3 protein-coding genes are annotated in these 2705 nt (G+C 44.7%); all 3 read left to right on the top strand.

The window, feature by feature from the left end:
• Positions 1-92 precede the first annotated feature (92 nt).
• The 3 genes from OSCI_RS12620 to OSCI_RS12630 all read left to right on the top strand — a co-directional run bounded on the left by OSCI_RS12620 (position 93) and on the right by OSCI_RS12630 (position 2579).
• Positions 93-560 (top strand): (2Fe-2S) ferredoxin domain-containing protein, encoded by a 468-nt coding sequence (locus OSCI_RS12620; protein ID WP_007355347.1) that lies wholly within the window; start codon positions 93-95, stop codon positions 558-560.
• A gap of 516 nt (positions 561-1076) precedes the next feature.
• Positions 1077-1724: a response regulator transcription factor gene (locus tag OSCI_RS12625; protein ID WP_007355349.1), complete on the top strand. Its 648-nt coding sequence runs from the start codon at positions 1077-1079 to the stop codon at positions 1722-1724.
• Positions 1725-2057: 333 nt separating this feature from the next.
• A complete protein-coding gene (locus tag OSCI_RS12630) occupies positions 2058-2579 on the top strand; it encodes an NYN domain-containing protein (RefSeq protein WP_019487804.1) in 522 nt (173 codons plus the stop codon).
• Positions 2580-2705: the final 126 nt, after the last annotated feature.

The raw sequence follows: 2705 nt of genomic DNA on the forward strand, positions 1-2705 counted from the left end.
CTCCCCCTAGCCCCTAGCCCCTAGCCCCTAGCCCCTTCTTCCCTACCCCAGACAGTGCGAAAATAGAGACGAAGTTTCACGCCATTAGCCCTATGTCCGATCGAGAACCAAGCGCGATCGCCACCTCTAAATCCTCAGAGAGCAGCCAAAACAGCGAAGAATCATGTACCTCAAGCTTAGCCGCTTGCGTGAAAAGCCTGGGAATAGCTCAAATCGAAAGGCACATTTTTATCTGTGCCGATCAAACCGTACCCAAGTGCTGCGACAAAGAAGCCAGCCTGGAAGCTTGGAACTACCTAAAAAAACGCTTACAGGAACTAAAATTAGATAAACCTTCAGGCGATCGCCCAAGTTGCATCTTTCGCACCAAAGCCAATTGTCTGCGCGTTTGTAGCAACGGCCCGATTATGGTCATCTATCCAGACGGTGTGTGGTATCGGAATGTCACACCACCCATCATCGAGCGGATACTTCAAGAACATCTGATCGGCTCTCAAGTAGTTCAGGAATATGCTTTTTTAACTCATCCTCTTCCAGATAAGGAGCTACACACTCACTAACATTTCCTGTAACGATCGCCATCACAATCGCAATCGTTAGGAATTAGACACCACAGCTAGTTATCAAGGGTAAAATCACTCGCTCTTCCCAGCCACTGCTCAAAACATTCAAGTACGTAAGTAGGCATTATAGTCAAATTTCTCTATAGTATTCAGAAGTAGCACCGTACAGACAGGGGCATTAAGCGGCTGAAAGTCTCCAGACTAAATATCCCACTCGATCTAGCTGGCGTGCATCTTTAGGAAGCACGCCAGATAACATTAGATTAGCGGGAAATTATTAGCTCAACCACCACTGCTAACCCCTAACACGGGGTCTAGTAGGGGACTGGAAAGCCTAGTTGACCCGCCTCGGCGAAGGGGCTAAAACCCCCACCTCATTACAATTCCTTTTAAATCGTGGAGAGGCATATACCCTGCCCTGCCTTTCCTCTCACCGTCAAGCCGATAAGTTTTGTTCGCTGCCAGCGTTGCAATCACTACAGTTATGACGGGAGTCTCCAGGCAGGAATAAAGATGAAGGAAATTAATATAGGAGATCAAAAACGGCTAATGCTGGTTGACGACGACCCCAACTTGATACTGCTAGTTAAAGATTATCTAGAGTTTCGGGGCTACGATGTCGTCACAGCAGAAAATGGCCGAGAAGCCCTGGAAAAACTAGAAGAGGATCTTCCCGACTTAATTATTTGTGACGTGATGATGCCAGAGATGGATGGTTACACCTTAGTCAAGCACGTCAGAGAAGATCCTCGTACCAGTTGGATTCCAGTTTTGTTCCTGTCTGCCAAGGGTCAAAGCCAAGATAGAGTTAAAGGTCTCAGCACTGGGGCTGACGTTTATATTGTCAAGCCCTTTGAGCCAGAAGAACTCGTGGCACAAGTAGAATCTTCCCTCAAGCAGGCAACGAGATTGATTCGCCACCAAAATAATGCGATCGACAGTGGGCCAAAAATCAAGGCCCGCCGCAACGTCGATTTAACCCCAACCGAGTTAAAAGTCGTACAGTTGGTGTCCCAAGGGTTGGCAAACCGTGATATTGCAGATGTGATGAATGTCAGCCAGCGGACAATTGAAAGCCATGTTAGCAATATGTTGGGCAAAACAGGCCTCCACAACCGGACGGAGTTGGCTCGCTGGGCCTTGGAGAGCAAAAAGGCTTAAGCTTAAATTGCTGCAATTTAATCACACAGAGGGAAGGCAGAGCGTGCAAAAACTAAGGGCTTGCTAGAGGGCTGCAACAGGGCAATAACTATTGTTTTTAGCGGAGCGATCGCCAAAGAGACATTTGCCACAGAGTTGCCCTCAGCCGATACCTCTTCTCAAAAGCAGCCCGCTTATGAGATGAAAGCAACTCTGTGGCAGTAGAGCCTAAAATATGAAATACTGGGGAAATGGAAATTTCTTAATTTTATTCCATTGCTAGGTTAACTCCATGTTGCTAAAATCTAATACTTAGATTAAATTCCTTTCTACAATTATTAGGTCTAAGTTTTTATGTCAAACTCAATGAACCGTCTGTCTATTTTTGTAGACGGGAACAATATGTTCTACGCTCAACAAAAAAATGGCTGGTTTTTCGATCCGAGACGAGTGTTGGAATATTTCAAGAATGCACAGCAAAATGTAATGCTGATTAACGCTTTCTGGTATACGGGTCTTAAAGACCCTCAAGATCAAAGGGGATTCCGAGATGCTTTGATTAGTCTGGGTTACACAGTTCGCACTAAAATCCTCAAAGAATACTACGATGACGCTTCTGGCAGATATTCTCAAAAAGCTAATTTAGACATAGAGATAGTCGTAGATATGTTTAATACAGTCGATCAATATGACCAAGTTGTGCTTTTCAGCGGGGATGGGGATTTTGAGAGGGCGATTGAGCTGCTAAGATCGAAAAATACTCATATTACAGTCGTATCAACCGAAGGGATGATTGCTAGAGAACTCCGTAATGCTACAGATCGGTATATCGACCTAAACGAGATTCGCGAACATATTGAGAAAATAGATTATTAGAATAATGGGTAATTGTTAGTTGTTAGTTGTTAGTTGTTAGTTGGTAATCGATAATGGGTAATGGGTAATTGGTAATCGATAATGGGTAATGGGTAATGGGTAATTGGTAATCACTCATACTCCCCC

The sequence above is a fragment of the Kamptonema sp. PCC 6506 genome (assembly GCF_000180455.1).
GTDB lineage: Bacteria > Cyanobacteriota > Cyanobacteriia > Cyanobacteriales > Microcoleaceae > Kamptonema > Kamptonema formosum.